Source organism: Roseateles sp. Mitsp63, assembly GCF_059491535.1.
In genome coordinates this window covers 1,004,729-1,018,850 of sequence record NZ_CP168509.1, presented here as the reverse complement: position 1 = coordinate 1,018,850, position 14,122 = coordinate 1,004,729, and the positions used below count along the sequence as shown (strand labels likewise).

12 protein-coding genes are annotated in these 14,122 nt (G+C 69.8%); 6 read left to right on the top strand and 6 right to left on the bottom strand.

The features are described 5' to 3' along the window. Positions 1-61: 61 nt before the first annotated feature. Positions 62-721, top strand: coding sequence for a TRAP transporter small permease (locus ACEN96_RS04345; RefSeq protein ID WP_495588544.1), 660 nt, complete (start codon positions 62-64; stop codon positions 719-721). Beyond that, entirely contained in the window at positions 718-2,046 is a 1,329-nt protein-coding gene (locus ACEN96_RS04340) for a TRAP transporter large permease (protein ID WP_495586834.1), read from the top strand. The genes ACEN96_RS04345 and ACEN96_RS04340 overlap by 4 nt, the downstream gene beginning before the upstream one ends. An 88-nt stretch (positions 2,047-2,134) precedes the next feature. Here ACEN96_RS04340 and ACEN96_RS04335 read toward each other — a convergent pair whose 3' ends face one another. Continuing rightward, positions 2,135-2,836 carry an SDR family oxidoreductase gene (locus tag ACEN96_RS04335; protein ID WP_495586833.1) on the bottom strand — a complete coding sequence of 234 codons (702 nt, stop codon included), beginning with the start codon at positions 2,834-2,836 and terminating at the stop codon, positions 2,135-2,137. Positions 2,837-2,909: 73 nt separating this feature from the next. Beyond that, positions 2,910-4,043 carry a thiolase family protein gene (locus ACEN96_RS04330; RefSeq protein WP_495586832.1) on the bottom strand — a complete coding sequence of 378 codons (1,134 nt, stop codon included), beginning with the start codon at positions 4,041-4,043 and terminating at the stop codon, positions 2,910-2,912. A 190-nt stretch (positions 4,044-4,233) separates the two neighbouring features. On the opposite strand from ACEN96_RS04330, the gene ACEN96_RS04325 reads away from it, so the two are divergent. From ACEN96_RS04325 to ACEN96_RS04310, 4 genes are all read left to right on the top strand, one after another. Next, positions 4,234-5,229 carry an HlyD family secretion protein gene (locus tag ACEN96_RS04325; RefSeq protein WP_495588543.1) on the top strand — a complete coding sequence of 332 codons (996 nt, stop codon included), beginning with the start codon at positions 4,234-4,236 and terminating at the stop codon, positions 5,227-5,229. Then, a complete protein-coding gene (locus ACEN96_RS04320) occupies positions 5,226-6,197 on the top strand; it encodes an ABC transporter ATP-binding protein (RefSeq protein ID WP_495586831.1) in 972 nt (323 codons plus the stop codon). Before ACEN96_RS04325 ends, ACEN96_RS04320 begins: the two co-directional genes overlap by 4 nt. After that, positions 6,194-7,330, top strand: coding sequence for an ABC transporter permease (locus ACEN96_RS04315; protein ID WP_495586830.1), 1,137 nt, complete (start codon positions 6,194-6,196; stop codon positions 7,328-7,330). The genes ACEN96_RS04320 and ACEN96_RS04315 overlap by 4 nt, the downstream gene beginning before the upstream one ends. Positions 7,331-7,755: 425 nt before the next feature. After that, positions 7,756-8,397 (top strand): hypothetical protein, encoded by a 642-nt coding sequence (locus ACEN96_RS04310; protein ID WP_495586829.1) that lies wholly within the window; start codon positions 7,756-7,758, stop codon positions 8,395-8,397. Between the two features lie 25 nt (positions 8,398-8,422). Here the strand turns inward: ACEN96_RS04310 and fdhD are convergent, their stop codons facing one another. The 4 genes from fdhD to ACEN96_RS04290 all read right to left on the bottom strand — a co-directional run bounded on the left by fdhD (position 8,423) and on the right by ACEN96_RS04290 (position 13,796). Next, positions 8,423-9,268, bottom strand: a complete 846-nt coding sequence (gene fdhD / locus ACEN96_RS04305) for a formate dehydrogenase accessory sulfurtransferase FdhD (protein WP_495586828.1) — start codon at positions 9,266-9,268, stop codon at positions 8,423-8,425. Further along, a complete protein-coding gene (locus ACEN96_RS04300) occupies positions 9,265-9,609 on the bottom strand; it encodes a hypothetical protein (protein WP_495586827.1) in 345 nt (114 codons plus the stop codon). Before ACEN96_RS04300 ends, fdhD begins: the two co-directional genes overlap by 4 nt. A 22-nt stretch (positions 9,610-9,631) precedes the next feature. Further along, positions 9,632-11,989 (bottom strand): FdhF/YdeP family oxidoreductase, encoded by a 2,358-nt coding sequence (locus ACEN96_RS04295; RefSeq protein ID WP_495586825.1) that lies wholly within the window; start codon positions 11,987-11,989, stop codon positions 9,632-9,634. Positions 11,990-12,125: 136 nt separating this feature from the next. Then, complete coding sequence (locus ACEN96_RS04290; protein ID WP_495586824.1) at positions 12,126-13,796, bottom strand: OFA family MFS transporter; 1,671 nt, start codon at positions 13,794-13,796, stop codon at positions 12,126-12,128. Between the last annotated feature and the right edge of the window lie 326 nt (positions 13,797-14,122).

Below are 14,122 nucleotides of genomic sequence, written 5' to 3'. Positions count from 1 at the left end.
CGCGGCATTTCTTTCGTCCGGCCCCCGCGCCGGACTCACCCCCGAGGAGATCGCCATGTCCCTGAGATGGCTCGATCGATTGGAGGAAAGCCTGATCGCTTTCCTCATGGGCGCCGCGACGCTGGTCATCGCGATGGCCGTGCTGCACCGCTTCCTGGCCGGCGTGCCGCACCTGCAGGACCTGATCATCCGCATCGACGTGAGCTGGGCGCAGGAGCTGTGCATCTACATGTTCGTGTGGATGGCCAAGTTCGGCGCCGCCTACGGCGTGCGGGCCGGCACCCACGTGGGCGTGGACGTGCTGGTACGCAAGCTCAGGCCGGAGCATGCGAAGTACCTGGTGATCTTCAGCCTGCTGGCCGGCGCGGTGTTCACCGCGACCATCGGCACGCTGGGCGCGACCTTCGTGTGGGAGAACGGCGCGCACTACGCGTTCACGCATGCCTTCGGGATCGAGAACCCGGACCTCTTCGAAGGCCCGACCTCGCCCGACCTGGAGATCCCGACCTGGATCGCCTATTCCTGCGTGCCGCTGGGCTCCTACCTGATGTGCTTCCGCTTCCTGCAGGTGTGCTGGCACTTCATCCGCACCGGCGAGGCGCCGCACGCGGACCACGGCCATGTCGAGGGCATCGAGGATGACGTCGCCGCGGTCGGCGCGGCGAAGACGGCCGAAGAGGCCGCCAAGTCGGCCAGGTCGGGCAAGGGAGATCGCGCATGAACACCCTGATCATCTTCTCGCTGCTGGTGGTGCTGATGCTCACCGGCATGCCGATCTCGATCTCGCTGGGCCTGACGGTCCTGACCTACCTCTTCACGATGACGAACGTGCCGATCGAATCGGTCGCGCTCAAGCTGTTCACCGGCATCGAGAAGTTCGAGATCATGGCCGTGCCGTTCTTCATCCTGGCCGGCAATTTCCTGACCCATGGCGGGGTGGCGCGGCGGATCATCCACTTCGCCACGACCATGATCGGCCACTGGTACGGCGGCCTGGGACTGGCCGGCGTGCTGGCCTGCGCGATGTTCGCGGCGATCTCGGGCTCGTCGGTGGCGACGGTGGTGGCGGTGGGTTCCATCATCCTGCCGGCGATGACCAAGCAGGGCTATCCGAAGCAGTTCGGGGCGGGCGTGATCACGACCTCGGGCGCGCTGGGCATCCTGTTCCCGCCGTCGATCAACCTGGTGATGTTCTCGATCGCGACCGCGGGGATGAGCGCCACCGGACCGCACGGCGAGGCCGTGGGCACCGCGTCGGTCGGGCAGCTGTTCATGGCCGGCGTCGTGCCGGGCGTGTGCCTGTCGCTGCTGCTGGGGATCACCACCTGGTACCGCGCCAAGAAGTACGACTACCCGCGCATGGTCAAGGCCACCTGGGCCGAGCGCTTCAAGGCCTTCCGCGACAGCTTCTGGGGCCTGATGCTGATCGTCGTGGTCATCGGCGGCATCTACAGCGGCAAGTTCACGCCGACCGAAGCCGCCGCCGTCGCCGCGGTGTACGCCTTCATCATCTCGGTCTTCGTCTACAAGGACATGGGCCTGAAGGACGTGCCCAAGGTGCTGCTGAAGGCCGCGGCGATGAGCTCGATGCTCCTGTACATCATCACCAACGCGGTGCTGTTCAGCTTCCTGATGGCCTCCGAGCAGATCCCGCAGACGATGGCCGCGTGGATGTCGGCGCAGGGCTTCGGACTGGTCGTGTTCCTGCTGCTGGTCAACCTGATCCTGCTGGGCGCGGGCAACTTCATGGACCCGGCCGCGATCGTGCTGATCATGGCGCCCATCCTGTTCCCGGTGGCGGCCAAGCTGGGCGTCGATCCGGTGCACCTGGGCATCCTGATGGCGGTGAACATGGAAGTCGGCCTGTGCCACCCGCCGGTGGGACTCAACCTCTACGTGGCGTCCGGAATCACGAAGATGGGCATCACCGAGCTCACCGTCGCGGTGTGGCCGTGGCTGCTCACGATGCTGGGGTTCCTGCTCGTGGTGACCTACTGGCCGGGACTGTCGCTGGCGCTGCCGAGGTTGCTGGGGTTGGTGGTCTGATCCTCAGCCTGGCCTGACGAAGAAGCCCCGCTCGCGCGGTTCGCGCGGCGGGGCTTCGTGCTTTCAGGGCCCGGCGGATCAGATCGGATCAGATGCCGCCGCGGTAGCTGCCGGCTTCCGCCGACAAGCCCGCCTTCACGCCACGCGTCAGATCGTCGGCATAGACCTCGTCGCGGCCCGCGGCGAGCGCCGCCAGCACCTGGTTCGCCACGTCCAGCGGATCCGCCTTCGGCGCATCGATGCGCGCGGCCATGTCGGTGTCCATGAAGCCGACATGCAGCGCGACCACCGCCGTGCCCTGCTCCTTCAGCTCCAGGCGCAGACCGTTGGTCACCGACCAGGCCGCCGCCTTCGACACACTGTAGGTCGCGGCACCCGGCAGGTTGAGCCAGCTCAGCACCGACAACACATTGACCACCGCGCCGCCGCCCTGCTCCTTCAGCGCCGGCGCGAACGCCCGCGTCAGCGCCAGCGGGCCCACGGCGTTGGTCTCGAACTCGTCGCGCAACGCGGCCAGGGCGCCATCGGCCAGCAAGGGCGAGCCGCGCGAAATGCCCGCGTTGTTGATGAGCAGCGTGACGTCACCGGCGGCACGCACCGCGGCCTCGATCTGCTCGGGCTTGTTGACATCGAGCTGCACCGGCACGACACCCGGCAGGTCGATCGTGGACGGGTCCCGCGCGGCGGCGTAGATCTTCTTCGCGCCCGCGGCTTGAAGCGCCTTGACGAAGCTCTTGCCGAGACCGCGATTGGCGCCGGTGACGAAGGCGACGGTGTTCTTGAAGTCCATGGTGATTCCTTGAATGAAGGGAGGGGGAAGGGGAAGTCGTCGGGAGACGAGAAACGGAATACGGGCTGATCGTTCAGACGCGCTCGAGCACGGTGGCGATGCCCTGTCCACCGCCGATGCATTGGGTGGCGAGGGCATAGCGGCCGCCGGTTCGCTGCAGCAGCGCCGCGGCCTTGCCGGTGATGCGCGCGCCGGTGGCGCCGAGCGGATGTCCGATGGCCAGGCCGCCGCCGTCCAGGTTGACGCGCGAAGGGTCCAGGCCCAGGTCGCGGATGCAGGCCAGCGCCTGGGATGAGAAGGCTTCGTTCAGTTCGACGACGTCGAGCTGCCCCGCCCACAACCCGGCGCGCTGGAGCGCCCGCTGCGTCGCGGGCACCGGACCGATGCCCATGACCGCGGGGTCGACACCGACGCTGGCGAAGCTGAGCACGCGCGCCAGCGGCGCGAGGCCATGGCGATGCGCGAAGTCCTCGGTGCAGACGAGCACGGCGGAGGCGCCATCGGTCAGCGGCGACGACGTGCCCGCGGTGACGACGCCGTCCGGCCGGAACGCCGGCTTCAGCGAGGCCAGCGCCTCGAGCGTCGTGCCGGGACGGATGCAGCCGTCCTCGGTGACGGTCTCGCCGGCGGCGTTGATCACCGGCACGATCTCGTCGCGCAGCAGCCCGTCGGCACGCGCCGCGGCCGCCTTGCGATGAGAGGCGAGCGCGAAGGCCTCCTGGTCGGCACGGCTGACCTCCCAGCGCTGGGCGACGTTCTCGGCGGTCTCGCCCATGCTGATGTAGGCATCGCTGTCGGCCAGCAGGCCCGGATGCGGCGAGAAGTTGAAGCCGCCCTGCGGCACGAAGGTCATCGACTCGACGCCGACGCACAGGTAGGCCTCGCCGATGCCGGCCTCCAGATTGGCGGCGGCGATGTGCACCGCCTGCATCGACGAGCCACAGAAGCGGTTGACGGTCATGCCCGGCACGCTGTGCGGCAGGCCCGCCAGCAACCCGACGATGCGCGCCAGGTTGTTGCCCTGCGCGCCCTCGGGGTAGGCGCAGCCGAGGATCACGTCCTCGATCCCGGCGCCGGGAACGCCGGTGCGCTCCAGCAATCCACGCACGGCCTGCGCGGCCAGGTCATCAGGCCGGTTCCCGGCAAGCGCGCCCTTCTTCGCGAAGTGGAACGGCGTGCGGGCATAGGCGGCAATGAGCGCTTTCATTCACGGCTCCTTCATCCATTTAAATGGTGATCGACATGAATACTTTAATGTTGGTCGTATTCAAAACGTCGAAGGGCATGCGACTTGCCCCTCCCGCCGACAGGGACGTCGCCCGGAGAGGGCCGGGACAATAATCCCCGTCATCCCATTCCCGGAGAACGCGTCGATGCCCAGGCTTGCGCTGTTGCCCGTGACAATCGCCACGCTGGCGCTGAGCGCCTGCGGCGACGAGCCGCCGCCGGCCTGGTCCGGCTACGCGGAGGGAGATCCGGTCTACGTCGCGGCGCCGGTCGCCGGGCAGCTGATGGCGCTGAACGTTCAGCGTGGCGACACCGTCGACGCCGGCGTGCCGCTTTTCAGCATCGACGTGACCCCGGTGAGCGCGGCTCGCGCCGAAGCCGATGCGCGGCTGGCCGCGGCCCGCGCCGAGCAGGCCGACGCCGCCAAGGGCCGCCGCCCCGACGAGATCGCGATGAATCGCGCCCAGCTGGCGCAGGCGCGCGCGCAGTCGGCGCTGGCGGATTCGGACCTGGCGCGGCAGCAGCAGCTGATCGGACAGGGATTCATCTCGGCGTCGCGGCTGGACGATGCGCGCGCCGCCGCCGCGCAGGCGCGTCAGCGGGTGCATGAACTCGAGTCCTCGCTGCGCGTGGCCGAACTGCCGGCACGCACCGATCAGCAGGCCGCCGCGCGCGCCAACGCCGAGGCGGCTTCCGCGGCGCTCGCGCAGCAGCAGTGGCGCGAGTCGCAGACCCGCCAGCACGCGCCCGCCGCCGGCCTTGTCGACGACACCTTCTTCCGCGTCGGCGAATACGTGAACGCCGGCCAGCCCGTCGTGTCGCTGCTGCCGCCGTCCCAGCGCAAGGCCCGCTTCTACGTGCCGGAGCCCGAGCTGGCCTCGCTGCGCCAGGGGCAGGCGGTGCAGCTCAGCTGCGACGGCTGCGGCGCGCCGATCACCGCGCGGGTGAGCTACATCTCGCCGCAGCCCGAGTACACGCCGCCGGTCATCTACTCGAACAGCCAGCGGGCGCGGCTGGTGTTTCTCGTCGAGGCCAGGCCGGATCCCTCGCAGGCGCTGCGGCTGCATCCCGGTCAGCCGCTGGAGGTGCGGCCCGCCGCCGCTTCGGCGCCTTCTGCCACGCCTTCCGCCACGCCGTCCGCCTCCTCCGCGGCCTCCCGTTCATGAGCGAACTCGCCATCGACGTCCGCGGGCTGACCAAACGCTACGGCCACCGGACCGTCGTCGACCACGTGGACCTGCAGCTCGGCCGCGGACGCATCTGCGGCTTCCTCGGTCCCAACGGCAGCGGCAAGACGACGACGATCCGCATGCTCTGCGGCCTGCTCACGCCCGACGAGGGCGAAGGGACCTGCCTGGACCTGGACATGCGCCGACAGGCCGCCGAGATCAAGCGCCAGGTGGGCTACATGACGCAGCGCTTCGGCCTGTACGAGGACCTGTCGATCCGTCAGAACCTGGACTTCATCGCGCGGCTGTTCGAGCTCGACGACCGCGCGCGACGCGTCGGCGAGGCGCTCGATCGCCTGGGGCTGAAGTCGCGCCAGGACCAGTTGGCGGGGTCCTTGTCGGGCGGCTGGAAGCAGCGGCTGGCCCTGGCCGCCTGCCTGCTCCACGAGCCCCGGCTGCTGCTGCTCGACGAACCGACCGCGGGCGTCGATCCCAAGGCGCGCCGCGACTTCTGGGACGAGATCCACCGCCTCGCGGCCGAGGGCATCACGGTGCTGGTCTCGACGCATTACATGGACGAGGCCGAGCGCTGCCATGAGCTCGCCTACATCGCCTACGGCAAGCTGCTCGCGCGCGGCACGCAGCGCGAGATCATCGATCAGGCGGGCCTCGCCGTCTGGGCGCTGCACGCGGAAGACCCGCGGCAGCTGACCGAGGCTTCCACCGCGCTCAACGGCGCGGAGGGCGTGCTCAGCGTGGCGGCGTTCGGCAACAGCCTGCATGTCGCCGGTCAGGACGAGGCGCGGCTGGACCAGGCGATCGCGCCCTGGCGCGATCGGCCCGGCCTGCGCTGGGAGCGCGCCGAGGCCAACCTCGAGGACGTGTTCATCAGCCTGATCAGCCGCAGCCCGGACAACTTCGAGGACGCGCGGCCGAAATCGGCGGCGACGGAGCCGGCGCGATGACGCCGCGCCGCTTCAGCCTCGCGCGGGTGCTGGCGATCTTCATCAAGGAGGTCCAGCAGATGCTGCGCGACCGGCCGACCTTCGCGATGGCGGTGGGCGTGCCCATCCTGCAGCTGCTGCTGTTCGGCTACGCGATCAACACGGATCCGAAGGGCCTGCCGACGGCCGTCGTCACCCAGGACCGCGGGCCGATGGCACGCAGCCTGGTCGCGGCGATGGAACAGAGCGGCTATTTCCGCATCCACGCGCGGCCGGCGTCGGAGCGCGAGGGCGACGCGATGGTCGAGGACGGCGAGGTGCAGTTCCTGCTCGTGATCCCGCCGGACTTCAGCCGCCGCGTGGTGCGCGGCGAGCAGCCGGCCGTGCTGGTGAGCGTGGACGCGACGGATCCGTCCGCGTCGAGCAACGCGCTCGCGGCGCTGGCGCAGCTCGGCGCGCAGGCGCTGCGGCGCGATCTGGTCGGGGCATTGGCCGCGGATGCGGCCCGCATGCCCTTCGAATGGCGCATCCATCGCCGCTACAACCCGGAGGGCCTGTCCCGCTACAACATCGTGCCGGGCCTGATCGGCACCATCCTGACGATGACGATGGTGATGCTGACCGGCCTGGCGATGACGCGCGAGCGCGAGCGCGGGACGATGGAGAACCTGCTTGCCACGCCGGTGCGGCCGCTGGAGGTGATGATCGGCAAGATCCTGCCCTACATCGTGCTGGGTTACGTGCAGCTGGGCGTGATCCTGCTGGCCGCCGCGCTGCTGTTCCACATCCCGATGGCGGGCAGCTTCGCGCTGCTGCTGGCGATGATCGGCGTGTTCATGCTGGCCAACCTGGCGGTCGGCTTCACCTTCTCGACGCTGGCGAAGAACCAATTGCAGGCGCTGCAGGCGACGTTCTTCTTCTTCCTGCCGTCGATGCTGCTGTCGGGGTTCATGTTCCCGTTCCGCGGCATGCCGCGCTGGGCGCAGGTGATCGGCGAGGCGCTGCCGCTGACCCACTTCCTGCGCATCGTGCGGGGGATCATGCTCAAGGGGAACAGCTTCGGGCAGCTCATGCCGGAGCTCTGGCCGATGCTGGCGTTCCTGGTCGTCGCGGGCACGATCGCGCTGCTGCGCTATCGGCAGACGCTGGACTAGCGCTGCCACCGCTACAGCTGGCGTTGTTACCGCTACAGCTGGCGTTGCTACCGCTACAGCTGGCGTTGCCACCGAAAGCGCTCCGAAAACCTCACGAGCGCTCGCCGGGAACTCCCTCGCCCCGCATGGCGGGGAGAGCTGCAACTCCCTCGCCCCCCGCGAGGGGGGAGAGGGTGGGGGAGAGGGGGCGTTTCGAAGGGCAGCAGCGCTGGGGCAAGAGCCCCCTCTCCCCTTCCCTCTCCCCCCTCGCGGGGGGCGAGGGAGTTCGAGTAGAAGCCGCCTGCCCACTCGGCCCCTGCCCACTCGGCCCCTGTCCGCGGGGAAGTCCCGACCCCGCCTTCAGCCGCGCTTCAGCACTGCTTCAGCGGTCCTTCAGAGCCGCGGCGCATCGTGGCCGCTCGCGGTCAGGACGGATGGAGGTCAGCATGGGCAGCGATCGCAGTCGACAGGCCGGCGCCGGCAGCCGGCGCGCCTCGCGGTGGCGGAGAACGGCCGCAGCAGCGGCACTTGGCACCGCCTGCGCCTGCGCCTGCGCCTGCACCGGCACCTTCGCGCAGTCCGGGCGCCCGGGGCCGGAACAGGATGCCGACCACCTCGTCGATGCCGCACCGGTGATCGCGCTCGCGTCTGCGACCGCGCCGCCGAGCTCTGCCCCCGCTACTCCCTCCGCCGCCGCTACTCCCTCCGCCGCCGCCAGCGAGCCCGCCAACGCCGCCCGCGCCCCCTTGTCGCTGCGGGCCTCACTCGCCACGCTGAGGTCCCGCATGCAGCCCTGGCAAGGCGGCACCCCCGCCAACGCCACGGGCAGCGCGATGCTGCATCAAGGCCTGGACATCCAGGTGATCGAACTGCCTCGCGAGGGCGCGCCCATCGGTCCGCCGCCCAAGCGCGCGCATCACGCGCTGAGCGTCGGCATGGACGGCCCGAAGCAGTTCCTGCGCGGAATCGGACTCGACGCCACCGAATGCGCCGGCCGCTTCCGCATGCCGTCCAAGCTCGGGCGCAAGAGCGACGGCTCGACGCAGGTCGACATCGCCGCCCAGCTGGGCATGGCCTGCAAGTTCTGAGAAGCCAACCCAGCGCGAGACGGCGTCACGCGTACAGCGTCGCCCGCCCCTCTCGGACGAACCCCGCGAGCCGCAGCCCGCAGGCCTGCGCGGTGCGGATCGCCAGATGCGTCGGCGCGCTGACCGCCGCGAGCATCGGCATGCCCGCGAGCGCCGCCTTCTGCACCATCTCGAAGCTGGCGCGGCTGGTCACCGCCGCGAAACCCTGCGAGGCATCGATCCCCGCCCGGGCCATCGCGCCGATCAACTTGTCCAGCGCGTTGTGGCGGCCGACGTCCTCGCGCACGAGCACGACCTCGCCATCGGGCCGGCACCAGGCCGCGGCGTGAATGCCGCCGGTGCGCTGCTGCAAGGGCTGCGCCTGCGCCAGCTCGCGCATCGCGCGCGACAGGGCCGGCACCAGCGCGGCGGCATCGCCAAGCCCGCCGGGCAGCGGCGGCACCGGCCGCTGCGGCGGACGGAACACCTGGTCGAGGTTGTCCGTCCCGCACAGGCCGCAGCCGGTGCGCCCCGCCATGCTGCGCCGGCGCTCCTTGAGCAGCGCCTCGCAGCGCGCGGTCACGCGCAGCTGCAGCGCCACGCCATTCGGCCGCGCGCGCACCTCCACGTCGAGCAGGTCCGCCGGCGACGCCAGCAGCCCCTCGGTCAGCGAGAAGCCCAGCGCGAAGTCCTCGAGATCGAGCGGCGTCGCCAGCATCACCGCGTGCGACAGGCCGTTGTACTCGAGCGCGACCGGCACCTCCTCGGCGACGAACTCCTCGTCGGCCGCGCGCGCGGCGCCAAGCCGCTCCGGCCGCACCGCGATCAGCGCGGACGGCAGCGGCGCGTCGTCGTCCGGCGCGGCCTCGCCCGGCAGCGGGCAGGCCGTCATGGCGGCACCTCGCCATCGCCATCGCCATCGCCGCGCCCGGCCGGCGTGAGCCGCGCGATCCACCTGCCGTCCTCGTCGACATGCAGCCGGACCCAGCCCGGCCCCTGCTCATCGCCGACGCGCGCGTCGCTCATCAGCGTGTAGAGCCGCAGCAGCACGCTGACCCGCAACCCCGTGCGCTTGGCCAGCCGCGGCAGCGAGACGCCGTTGCCGCCATCCAGCTCCGCCAGCGTCTCCAGCGCGAAGCGCGCCTGCGCGGCCATGTCACCGTCGCTGCCGCCGTCATCGAGGCGCTCGGGGACCTCATCGGCGGCGGCATCCGGCGCGGCGGCGGCGTTCATGGCCAGTTCTCCCGCGGCCCGGTCAGGCGCCCGCGCCCGCGACGGAGCGGGCCTGGTCCTGCGGCAGCGGCTCGTCCTGCGGCCGCAGCGTCAGCACCACCGGGATGGACTTGGACGTCGGCGTGCCGGCGCCGATCGAGACGCTGCTCAGCGGCACCAGCGCGTTGGTCTCCGGGAAGTAGCTGGCCAGGCAGCCGCGCGGGATGTCGTACTCGATCAGCACGAACTTCTCGGCGCGGCGCGTGTCGCCGTCGCTGTACACGCTGGTGATGTCGACCCACTGGCCGGCCTTCATGCCGATCTGCCGCAGGTCGTCCCGGTTGATGAAGACCACGCGGCGATGGCCCCAGACGCCGCGGTAGCGGTCGTCCATGCCGTAGATCGTCGTGTTGTACTGGTCGTGCGAGCGCACCGTCGCCAGGTTGAACACCACCGTCTTGTGCTCGATCGCCCGCGCCTGCGCGAGGTGGAAAGGCGTGTCCGTCGGCAGCGCGTGGGGGATGAAGTTGGCCTTGCCGGTGGGCGTGTTCCAGACCCGCTCCGACGCGGTGTTGCGCAGGCGGAAGCCGCCCGGCGTCTTGATCTTCTCGTTGAAGCCCTTGAAGTCGTCGAAGACTTCCTCGATCTTGTCGCGGATGCGCGAGTAGTCCTCGACCAGCCACAGCCACGGCGTCCTGGAGCGGCCCTTGAGCGTCGCCGCCGCCAGGCGCGCCACGATCATCGGCTCGGACAGCAGGTGCTCCGAGGCCGGCGCGTTCATGCCGCTGGAGATGTGCACCATGCTCATCGAGTCCTCGACGGTCACGCCCTGCGGGCCGCCGGCCTGCATGTCGATCTCGGTGCGGCCCAGGCAGGGCAGCACCAGCGCCTCCTTGCCATGGATGGTGTGGCTGCGGTTGAACTTGGTCGTGACATGCACCGTCAGCTCGGTCGAGCGCAGCGCCTTCCAGGTCGCCACCGTGTCCGGCGTCGCCGAGGCGAAGTTGCCGCCCAGCGCGAAGAAGATCTTGCCCTTGCCGTCCAGCATCGCCTGGATGGCCTCGACCGTGCCGTAGCCGTTCTCGCGCGGCGGCTCGAAGCCGAAGACCTGGCCCAGCCGGTCCAGCAGCGCCTTGGGCGGCTTCTCGTAGATGCCCATCGTGCGGTCGCCCTGCACGTTGGAATGGCCTCGCACGGGGCAGGCCCCGGCGCCCGGACGGCCCAGGTTGCCGCGCAGCATCAGCAGCGCCGCGATGTGCTGGATGGTCGCCACCGAGTGCTGGTGCTGCGTGATGCCCATGCCCCAGCAGATGATCACGCGCTTGGCCTGCGCGTACAGATCGCCGGCGGCGCAGAGCTGTTCCTGCGACAGGCCGGACTCGGCCTCCAGCGCCTCCCAGCTCTCGGCGCGGATGCTGGCCTCGAAGGCCTCGATGCCCTGCGTGTGCTCGGCGATGAAGCCCAGGTCCAGCACGCGCTCGCCGCCCGCGGCGACGGCCGCGTCGTCCAGCTCGAAGACGCGCTTGCACAGCGCCTTCATGACGGCCATGTCGCCGCCGATGCGCAGCTGGAAGTAGTTCGTCGAGATCGGCGTGCTGCCCAGCGTCGCCATCTCCATCTTGTCCTGCGGATCGGCGAAGCGCTCCAGGCCGCGCTCGCGCAGCGGGTTGAAGCTGACGATCCGGCAGCCGCGCCTGGCCGCCTCGCGCAGCTCGCCCAGCATGCGCGGATGGTTGGTGCCGGGGTTCTGGCCGAAGATGAAGATCGCGTCCGCCTGCTCGAAGTCGTGCAGCGTCACCGTGCCCTTGCCGATGCCGATGGTCGGCTTCAGGCCCTGGCCGGACGGCTCGTGGCACATGTTCGAGCAGTCGGGGAAGTTGTTGGTGCCGAACTCGCGCACGAACAGCTGGTACAGGAACGCCGCTTCGTTGCTGGCGCGGCCCGAGGTGTAGAACATCGCCTCGTTCGGATCCTCCAGCGCGTTCAGCCGCGCGGCGATCAGCTCGAAGGCGTCGTCCCAGGCAATGGGCACGTAGCGGTCGCTGGCGGCGTCGTAGACCAGCGGCTCGGTGATGCGGCCCAGGTTCTCGAGGTCGAAATCGGACCACTGCGCCAGCTCGCTGACCGTGTGGCCGCCCAGCACCTGCGGCGTGGCGCGGTGCGAGGTCGCCTCGGCGGCGATGGCCTTGGCGCCGTTCTCGCAGAACTCGAAGGTCGAGCGGTGATCCCGGTCCGGCCAGGCGCAGCCCGGGCAGTCGAAGCCGTCCGGCTGGTTGGCCGACAGCAGCGTCCTGGCGCCCTTCACGGCGATGCCCTGCTGCTGCAGGTGCTTGGCGACGCTCTTCAGCGCGCCCCAGCCGCCCGCCGGTCCCTTGTAGAAGTGGATCTTCTGATCGCTCATGTGTATCCCCGGATGGAACGGGCCGCGGCCCGGCGCCCGGCCCGCCCCTCGCTAAGAAGGAAGAATGGCAGACCGAGGCCTGCCATCGTGGGTCTCAGTATCGGCGCTGGTCACCCGCGCCGTGCACCGAGGGTTATCAGCTGAAGAACTTCGACGCGCTCAGCAGCGTGCGGTAGATGCCCCAGGCCAGCGGGATGCCCACGGCCAGCCAGGCCAGCGCGACCAGCGCCGCCGGCGTCGCCTTGCCGGTGCCCGGGCCGCTGCCCACTTCATTGGCGGCCGCCTTCTCGTGCGCCAGCTGCTTCTCGACCGCCAGTTCGGCGTCGGTCATGAAGTGCTTGTCGGCGACCGGACGGATGGCCAGGTTGGCGATCAGGCCGATGACCAGCATGCCCACCAGGATGTACATGGTCTGGTTGTAGACCTGCTCGCGCGGGATGCCCAGGCCCAGCTGATAGTCGCGCATGTAGTTCACGACGATCGGGCCCAGGATGCCGGCGGTGGCCCAGGCGGTCAGCAGGCGGCCGTGGATCGCGCCCACCATCTGCGTGCCGAAGAGGTCGCCCAGGTAGGCCGGCACGGTGGCGAAACCGCCGCCGTACATCGACAGGATCACGCAGACCGCGGCCACGAAGGCCAGCTTGTGGCCGGCGGCGGCGCTGCTGGGCAGCGAGGCGTACAGCAGCCCGCCCAGCACGAAGAACACCGTGTAGGTCAGCTTGCGGCCCAGCTTGTCCGACAGCGAAGCCCACACGAAGCGGCCGCCGATGTTGAACAGGCTCAGCAGCGCGGTGAAGCCGCCGGCGATCGCCGCGATGGCGGCCAGTTGGGTCTTGTCCAGCTCGCTGAACTTGGCCGGCACGCCGATCAGCGAGCCGCCGAAGATCTCCTGCAGCATCGGGCTGGCCATGCCGATCACGCCGATGCCGGCGGACACGTTCATGCACAGCACGATCCACACCAGCCAGAACTGCGGGATGCCCCAGACCTTCTTCACGTGCACGTGGCGCTGCGTGATCATGGTGTTGGCCGACTGCGCGACCGGCGGGGTCCAGCCTTCCGGCTTCCAGCCGGTGGGCGGCACGCGGTAGCCCAGCGCGCCCGCGACCATGAAGACGAAGTAGATCAGCGCCATCACGACGAAGGTCTGCATCACGCCCGCGTCGGTCGGGGTGGCGAAGCGCTTCATCAGCTCCACCGCCAGCGGCGAACCGATCATCGCGCCGCCGCCGAAGCCCATGATGGCCATGCCGGTGGCCATGCCGCGGCGGTCCGGGAACCACTTGATCAGCGTCGACACCGGCGAGATGTAGCCCAGCCCCAGGCCGATGCCGCCGATCACGCCGGAGCCCAGGATCATCATCCAGAACTGGTGGGTGTGGATGCCGATCGCGGAGATCAGCATGCCGCCGCACCAGCACACGGCCGACACCAGGCCCGCCTTGCGCGGACCGGCGCGTTCCAGCCAGCCGCCCCAGATCGCGGCGGCGCAGCCCAGGAACACGAAGAACAGCGTGTACATCCAGCCCAGCGTCGCGACGCTCCAGTCGCAATCGGTGGCGAACAGCTGGGCGAAGAAACCCACGTCCTTGCCGCACGCGGCGCCGGCGCCGGCGGTCTGCAGCATCTTCGACAGCGGCAGCCAGAACACCGAGAAGCCGTAGGCCATCCCGATGCACAGGTGAATGGCCAGCGCGCTCGGCGGCACGAGCCAGCGGTTGAAGCCAGGAGCGGCGATGGTGCGCTCCTTGTCCAGCCAGCTCGAGCCGGCGGATCCGACGCTCGGGTCGGTCAGCACAGTAGACATGGGTCCTCCTCAAACAATGATTGGCGGCCGCGACGCGGCCCGCTGATGGGCGACCCGGCCGGAACCCTCCCCGGCACCCTGATCGGCCGCGTCCCGTGTTCCGATGACCCCATTCGCGTGGCAGTTGCAGAGCGGTTAGGACACGCTCACTCGTTACGCGGTGAAATATCAAGCTCAGAACGCTTGCGGCGGGCGCGATATTGACGCATGTCATTGACATTCACTGACAACCCCACATAGCGAACGGACATCTATCGCACGAAACCGACAGCCGGTGCCTATCGTGCGCTGGGCGGTACGTGCATTCGGACCGCGTACTTCGGGCG

Bases quoted from the DNA above. Each gene is read 5' to 3' on its own strand.
- ACEN96_RS04310 (WP_495586829.1), top strand. From the start codon at position 7,756: ATGGGCAGCGATCGCAGTCGACAGGCCGGCGCCGGCAGCCGGCGCGCC.
- ACEN96_RS04300 (WP_495586827.1), bottom strand. From the start codon at position 9,609: ATGAACGCCGCCGCCGCGCCGGATGCCGCCGCCGATGAGGTCCCCGAG.
- ACEN96_RS04295 (WP_495586825.1), bottom strand. From the start codon at position 11,989: ATGAGCGATCAGAAGATCCACTTCTACAAGGGACCGGCGGGCGGCTGG.
- ACEN96_RS04340 (WP_495586834.1), top strand. From the start codon at position 718: ATGAACACCCTGATCATCTTCTCGCTGCTGGTGGTGCTGATGCTCACC.
- ACEN96_RS04335 (WP_495586833.1), bottom strand. From the start codon at position 2,836: ATGGACTTCAAGAACACCGTCGCCTTCGTCACCGGCGCCAATCGCGGT.
- fdhD (WP_495586828.1), bottom strand. From the start codon at position 9,268: ATGACGGCCTGCCCGCTGCCGGGCGAGGCCGCGCCGGACGACGACGCG.
- ACEN96_RS04330 (WP_495586832.1), bottom strand. From the start codon at position 4,043: ATGAAAGCGCTCATTGCCGCCTATGCCCGCACGCCGTTCCACTTCGCG.
- ACEN96_RS04320 (WP_495586831.1), top strand. From the start codon at position 5,226: ATGAGCGAACTCGCCATCGACGTCCGCGGGCTGACCAAACGCTACGGC.
- ACEN96_RS04315 (WP_495586830.1), top strand. From the start codon at position 6,194: ATGACGCCGCGCCGCTTCAGCCTCGCGCGGGTGCTGGCGATCTTCATC.
- ACEN96_RS04290 (WP_495586824.1), bottom strand. From the start codon at position 13,796: ATGTCTACTGTGCTGACCGACCCGAGCGTCGGATCCGCCGGCTCGAGC.